The sequence below is a fragment of the Enterococcus hailinensis genome (assembly GCF_045862035.1).
Lineage (GTDB): Bacteria > Bacillota > Bacilli > Lactobacillales > Enterococcaceae > Enterococcus_A > Enterococcus_A hailinensis.
Genome location: NZ_BAAFRV010000036.1, coordinates 1 through 6,826, shown reverse-complemented (window position 1 = coordinate 6,826; position 6,826 = coordinate 1). Strand labels below are relative to the sequence as shown.

At 34.5% G+C, this 6,826-nt stretch carries 8 protein-coding genes and 1 pseudogene; 3 read left to right on the top strand and 6 right to left on the bottom strand.

Features of this window, described 5'->3' with window-relative positions; all coding sequences use genetic code 11:
* Positions 1-128 precede the first annotated feature (128 nt).
* Positions 129-278 (top strand): annotated as a pseudogene (locus tag ACKTSC_RS13105) (MerR family transcriptional regulator); the annotation flags it as partial.
* A gap of 13 nt (positions 279-291) precedes the next feature.
* Positions 292-1,932, top strand: a complete 1,641-nt coding sequence (gene merA / locus ACKTSC_RS13100) for a mercury(II) reductase (protein ID WP_002316044.1) — start codon at positions 292-294, stop codon at positions 1,930-1,932.
* A 325-nt stretch (positions 1,933-2,257) separates the two neighbouring features.
* Here merA and ACKTSC_RS13095 read toward each other — a convergent pair whose 3' ends face one another.
* From ACKTSC_RS13095 to ACKTSC_RS13085, 3 genes are all read right to left on the bottom strand, one after another.
* Positions 2,258-2,530: a type II toxin-antitoxin system RelE family toxin gene (locus tag ACKTSC_RS13095; protein ID WP_002301363.1), complete on the bottom strand. Its 273-nt coding sequence runs from the start codon at positions 2,528-2,530 to the stop codon at positions 2,258-2,260.
* Positions 2,531-2,752: a type II toxin-antitoxin system RelB family antitoxin gene (relB, locus tag ACKTSC_RS13090; RefSeq protein ID WP_002307624.1), complete on the bottom strand. Its 222-nt coding sequence runs from the start codon at positions 2,750-2,752 to the stop codon at positions 2,531-2,533. It lies immediately after the preceding gene.
* 93 nt (positions 2,753-2,845) lie between these two features.
* The gene (locus ACKTSC_RS13085) at positions 2,846-4,753 is read right to left on the bottom strand and encodes a heavy metal translocating P-type ATPase (protein WP_002301365.1); all 1,908 of its coding nucleotides are present in this window, start codon (positions 4,751-4,753) and stop codon (positions 2,846-2,848) included.
* Between the two features lie 255 nt (positions 4,754-5,008).
* Between ACKTSC_RS13085 and ACKTSC_RS13080 the strand changes: the two genes are divergently transcribed.
* Positions 5,009-5,329, top strand: a complete 321-nt coding sequence (locus ACKTSC_RS13080; protein WP_002301366.1) for an ArsR/SmtB family transcription factor — start codon at positions 5,009-5,011, stop codon at positions 5,327-5,329.
* Positions 5,330-5,440: 111 nt separating this feature from the next.
* Here the strand turns inward: ACKTSC_RS13080 and ACKTSC_RS13075 are convergent, their stop codons facing one another.
* The 3 genes from ACKTSC_RS13075 to ACKTSC_RS13065 form a co-directional block, all read right to left on the bottom strand.
* Entirely contained in the window at positions 5,441-6,055 is a 615-nt protein-coding gene (locus ACKTSC_RS13075; RefSeq protein WP_010620830.1) for a CadD family cadmium resistance transporter, read from the bottom strand.
* A 16-nt stretch (positions 6,056-6,071) separates the two neighbouring features.
* Positions 6,072-6,434, bottom strand: coding sequence for an ArsR/SmtB family transcription factor (locus ACKTSC_RS13070; RefSeq protein WP_010731415.1), 363 nt, complete (start codon positions 6,432-6,434; stop codon positions 6,072-6,074).
* 171 nt (positions 6,435-6,605) lie between these two features.
* A partial coding sequence (locus ACKTSC_RS13065) for a DDE-type integrase/transposase/recombinase (protein WP_407857809.1) occupies positions 6,606-6,826 on the bottom strand: 221 nt, incomplete at its 5' end.

Below are 6,826 nucleotides of genomic sequence, written 5' to 3'. Positions count from 1 at the left end.
CAAAAATTCTTAAATAGAAGCCATAAAGGCTTCCAACAAGTGACGGATACATTAGCTTCAATGTTTACTGAGTAACCCATTATTTTGCAGAAGGACGAGTTATTTACACAAAATTATTGACGCTCCCTGAATTTGTCTCTAAGAAAGAAAGAGAAATTCAAAAAAAAATCGAGAATTTGAATAGAATAGAATATATGCTAAAAGATTTACGAGCAAGATGTCCAGATGAAAAAGAACTATACGCGTGTCCTATCATAGAAGTATTAATAGAAAATTAACGGGGGTAGGAAAATGAATCAATTTAGAATGCGCATTCAAGGAATGACCTGTACTGGCTGTGAAAAACATATAGAAAAAGCGCTTGAGAGCATGGGAGCTCTCAACGCTAAAGCAGATTTCAGTCAAAGCGAAGCGGTATTTCAATTACCAGACGACTATGCAATAGAAAACGCGATAGAAGCAGTTAAAAAAATAAATTATCAGCCCGAAGAAGTAGAAAAGTTACCTGTTCAAAAACGCGTGATGACTAATAACAAGGAAGATTATGATTTGCTCATTATCGGTTCTGGTGGAGCAGCTTTTTCAGCAGCTATAAAAGCAGTCGAGTATGGATCAAAGGTGGGCATGATTGAACGCGGAACTGTAGGCGGAACCTGTGTGAACATTGGTTGTATCCCTTCAAAAACGCTGCTTCGAGCTGGAGAAATCAATCAATCAGCACATGTAAATATTTTTGAAGGATTGCACACTTCTACGGGAGAAGTAGAATTAGACCGCTTAGTCGATCAAAAAAATGAACTAGTTGATGATTTACGCAAACAAAAATACACTAATTTAATTGACGACTATGGTTTTGATTTAATTAAAGGAGAAGCAAAATTCATTGACGAAAACACTGTGACAGTTAGTGGGCAAACATATTCTGCCCAACGGTTTTTAATCGCAACGGGTGCTTCTCCACTCTTACCTCGTATTACTGGACTTAAAGAAGTAGATTATTTAACTAGCACAACCCTCCTTGAACTAAGAAAAGTACCAAAACGATTAACAATTATTGGATCGGGTTATATTGGAAGAGAACTGGGACAGCTCTTCCACAATCTGGGTTCTGAGGTTACCCTTATTCAAAGAAGCAAACGACTTTTAAAAGAGTATGATCCAGAGATTTCTGAAGCAATGGAGAAAGCTTTAATCGAACAAGGAATAAAGCTCATTTCCGGAGCAACTTATGAACGAGTAGAGCAAGACGGAAATATTAAAAAAGTTCATATTATTGTAAACGGCAAAAATAAGGTCATTGAGTCAGACGAGCTACTAGTTGGAACAGGAAGAAAACCGAATACAGAAGTATTGAACTTGAGCGCAGCAGGCGTTCAAGTTGGGCCAAACAATGAAATCAAGATAAATGCTTTTGCTCAGACAAGTAATAGAAAAATTTATGCAGCAGGAGACGTGACATTAGGACCTCAGTTTGTCTATGTAGCAGCCTATGAAGGAGGAATTGCAGCAGGAAATGCAATTGGTGGGTTAAATAAAGCAATCGATTTATCGGTAGTTCCTGGAGTATCATTTACCAGTCCGCAATTTGCAACTGTTGGGTTAACACAACAACAAGCGAAAGAAAAAGGATACGAAGTAAAAAAAGCGGTATTGTCATTAGAAAATGTTCCTAGAGCGATTGTCAATCATAATACGACAGGGGTGTTTAAACTTGTGGTTGATAGAAAAACACAGAAGATTTTGGGAGTTCATATCGTTTCTGAAAATGCAGGAGAAGTTATTTATGGAGCATCCTTAGCCGTTAAATTTGGATTGACCGTAGCTGATTTAAAAGATACTTTAGCGCCTTATCTAACAATGTCAGAAGGCTTAAAGTTAGCAGCTCTAGCCTTTGATAAAGATATTTCGAAATTATCTTGTTGTGCAGGTTAATATTTCTATTTAGTTTCTTGTAGTAGCTGGTAACACCTTGGTTTATCTTTCGTTATTATCTATAACGATAGGAGTTGAAGATTATGACATCAGCAAACGTCTACGTGCCAATTAATAGCTCTATTCTAGTGGAGGTTGAAGAAATAAAAGACTATTTAGAAACGCAATTGCTCATTTAGGCAACGCAGCAAGATATTATTGAAGATGCGATTGTTGCCTTACGTGCTTAATATAGATAATTAAATCGTATCAAAAAAGGATTCTACCGCTTAAAAAGCAGTAGAATCCTTTTTTATTAAACATGCTTGCACTCAATTTGAATGGTTTATTTGTAAATATTTTTTCTATGACCAATCTCTAACATTAAAATGGTTACGGTCTCGTCATTGATATCAGCTATTAAGCGATAATCACCGATTCTATAGCGCCATTCGCCTGATCGATTGACGGTTAATCCTTTTCCATGCTGCCTAGGATCGGTACAATTCACTAGATTCTTTTGAATCCATCCCATAATTAAAAGGGATTGGTATTTGTCCATTTTTTTTAACGCTTTTTGAGCTCCTTTTTCAAACTCGACTTGATAACCTGAGCTCATTTAATCAGATAGCTCCTTTAGCATGTCTTCAAAAGAAATACTTTTCGGATTCTCTTTATGATCCTTCATGGCTTGATTATATAGGCCCAAATCAATTTCATCCTCGATTTTTTCCAAGACAGAACTTCTAATCAGAGCCGAAACCGAAATATTCTTCGCCTTAGCATATTCTTTAATTAATTTATCTTCCTGAGTATCAATTCTGAGCGATATGACAGTCATTAGAATCACCCCCTTCTTTTTGTATATACATTGTAATACAAAATTAGAGAGGCTGCAAACTTTAGATACATGATTTTATCCAATTTCATGTATTTATTTAGACTTTAATAATCGAAGACCATTTAATATCACGACTAAGGTACTTCCTTCATGAACAATCACACTAATGGCTATATCCGTTAATCCTACTAAGCTTACGGTAATTAGAAAAGCGACAACTACCATTGAGAAAATAATATTTTGCCAAATAACTCGATTCATTTTTAAAGAAATTTCATGAGCTTTTACCAATTTAGACAAATCATTTTTCATTAATACTAGATCAGATACATCTACTGCAACATCCGTACCCTCTCCCATAGCAATTCCAACATCTGCCTTCACAAGAGCAGGTGCGTCGTTTATACCATCTCCCACCATAGCGGTTATACCATAGGTTTCTTTTTGTTCATTGATAATGTTAGATTTATCTTCTGGCATGACGTTTGCAATTACTTGATCTACTCCTAATTGTTTACCAACAGCTTGCCCTGTCATTTCAGAATCCCCAGTAATTAAAGTGGTATGGATACCACACTTCTTAAAGTAATCTATAGTTGCTTTCGCATGTTCACTTGGAATATCCATTAATGCTATCAGGCCGATTACTTTTTCATTTTCTGATACATATACAACCGTATTACCTTCTGAAGCCCATTCTTTATTCAAACGTGTATAGTCATCCGATACAGCCTCAAAAGAAGTTGGTTTACCTATACGATAAGTGTTTTCGTTATAATCGCCTATTAAACCTTTTCCAATCTGATTTTCCACTTCAATAGCTAGTTTATTTTTTGGTTCAAACTTGTCTAAAATAGCACTTGCTAACGGGTGATTTGATTCTTTTTCAAGAGCCACTACGATATCAATCATATTTTCCTCGTTCACAGAATCAGAAAAGTAATAATTGGTTACTTCCGGTTTCCCTTTAGTTAATGTTCCTGTTTTATCAAAGGCAATGGCTTGAATATCCGCTAATTGGGACAAATAGGCACTTCCTTTTGAAAGTACGCCTCTTTTTGCTAGATTAGAAGTGGCTGACAATGTTACGGATACGGTAGCTGCTGCTAAAGCACACGGAGAAGCTGCGACTAAAAGGACTAATCCTCTATAAATACTTTGTGACCATGTCAAATCAAACAGCATAGGAGCAAGTAAAATGAAGAGTGGGATTGCAATTAAAACAAATTTAACATACTTAGGCTCAAACTTTTGGATAATACTAGACGCTTTTGTTTGATTCTCTTGATTTTGATTCACTAGTTGTAAAATCTTTGAAAAGACAGTATCGTTAGTTTCTTTTGTGACTTCCATAGTAAAGGTACCCGTTCCATTAATTGTACTCCCAAAAACTCCGTCTCCCTTTGATTTCTCTTTAGGTATACTCTCACCATTAATAGAAGATTCGTCAATCGAAGTAGAGCCTGATACTATTACTCCGTCAATCGGTACTTGGTCACCGTTTAACACTTGAAGTTGATCTCCTACTTTCAACTCACTAACATTAACGATTGTTGTATTGCCATCTTGCATGATTAGCCTAGCTGTTGTTGGATTCATTTCTAATAACTTGGTAATTTCTCTTTTACTTCTTCCTTCAGCATAATCTTCAAGAAAATGTGCTCCAGAGAAAATAAGAACCAATAACGTTCCTTCCCAAAAATTTCCTATCAGAGAAGCACCTATTGCAGCTATTCCCATTAAAATATGAGAATTAGGGGTAAATTTGTGTTGTCTTTTTGAGTTTTCAATCGTTTCTCCAATTCCTTCAAGAATAATGACATGATAACCAGCACTAATTGAAGCAATTGAAAACAAAGTGTTTTGGATTAAATTATTTTCTCCGTTTACAAATAACGCAATGAGCGACAATGCTAAACCAATAAAGTACAAAATAATTGGCATTTTCCCATGATCGTGACTATTATTTTCGTGTGAGTGTTGCTCTTGAATCTCTTTCATTTCTATCACCTTTCTTAATAAAACTTTTTTTTAGAAATCGTAATGCTTACGAATTACGTTTGAACGAACATTCATATGTCTATACATTCATTTTATATCGCTCTATCTAATTTGTCAAAAAAATAGTTATCTTATTTAGGTGATAAAAAAAATAGGACTCTAAAATAGCTACCCTTATACAAAAAATCTTGCTTTATAAAAATATTATGATAATCTAAATGTGAATAAACAAACATATGAAGGAGAGAAATTCTTATGAATTCATTATCAACTTCTCCATTAAAAAATGAATCTATCCAAGAGGTAAGTAAAATATTTAAAATGATCAGTGACCCTACCCGACTTTCAATTTTATTTCTTCTGCAGAAAGAAGAACTTAGCGTTGGAGCTATTGCGCATTCTTTGAGTATGGAACAATCAGCAATTTCTCACCAGTTAAAAACTTTAAAGACTTCAAGATTAGTAAAATCAAAAAGAGCTGGTAAAAATATGATTTATAGCCTTGACGATCTTCATATTTTTAGTATTCTTGAGCAAGTTTCAACTCATATCGAAGAACAAGAAAAAGAAAAATAAAGACAAACTACAAGGTTAAAATGATTTTACAATTCATTAGTTCAAATAAAAAAAGACAGCGAGTTAAAATCTCGCTGTCTTTTTTTATTTGAACTTCACTATCGTAGTTGTTTATATAAAATTTAATAGTGTTTGAATCGTCCCATTTTCTATCAAAATATAAATTCCTAAGCCAATAAACACTATAGGAACAAGGATTCGTTCATATTTTTCTAAGGTTTCGGAAACAAAAGAAATCTTGGCTAATTTGTAACTGATATAGCAAAGAACCGCAACAGAAATAGCAAATACGATTAGAGCGGTGACAATCTCTGAAAAAGATAACGAGGCAAAGTAAGGAATATAAATCCCTAAGTTATCGCCACCAGAAGCAATTGTTATTAAGGCAACGGTCCAAAAGAAGCGGTTTGTTCCTCTTGATTCAAGCTTTTCAACGACTTCCTCTTCTTCTTCCTCCTCTTCGCCAACCAATGCCACTCTGATTCCTAAGAAAATCGGAATTAGACCGAGAAGCCCAATGATCCAATCTTGCGGAATGAAATTCAGCACATATGCTGCAAATAAACTTACGGCTACTAAGATACCTGTTCCTAGATATTGACCCCAAAAAATCTGACGGAGCCCTTTTTTTGTATGACTTTGAGAAAAAATAATCAGCAAGATAAATAAATAATCAATGCTGGTAGAAACGTAAACAGCGAGAGCTGATAAAATACTTTGTAACAAAATAACTTCCTCCAAACTAAATTTTCATAGATATATTTTCTGACAACTTTAGAAAATCCTGCACAGCGGAAAGTATCTCTTCATTCGCTAAAGAATAATAAACTACTTTTCCATCTTGACGTGATTTTGCTATTTCGTTCTTTTTCAAAAAACGTAAATGGTGTGACGTTGTAGCAATACTAGCATTAAGTATTTCTGCTAAATCACAAACGCACATCTCCTTATAAGTTTCTAAAGTATAAAAAATTTTAATCCTAGAAGAATCGCTAAAACATTTTCCTAACACAAGTAAATTTGAAAAATCTTTTTGATCCAATTTATTTTTTATTATAGTTACTTTTTCTTTATGTACGATAGTCACTTGGCAAACGTTTTCCATTCATCTCACCTCACATTCAAACGATTATTTGAATGAAGTATACCTATTTGATCACTCTTTTGTCAATCTATCTTAATTCCAATACACTATTATAAGCAATTTCATGTGTTACAACTTGGTTCTGTTGCAAAGTTTTAAATAAAGAATAAAATCCCTTACGGTATCTATGATTTAAGCTGGGATTCCCAATAATACCTTGATTTCAGTACAGACCGAAAACCCGAAGAGAGTGCCTTCTTTTCGGGTTTTCTTATATAATCCTCGAATGGCTTCCATGCCTTTAATCGTGGTAGAGGCAGTGCGTAAACTTCGATAGAATTTATTGCGTCTCTTTACTGGACGATGGTCTTGTTCAATCAAATTATTCAGGTATTTAATGATACGATGTTCTG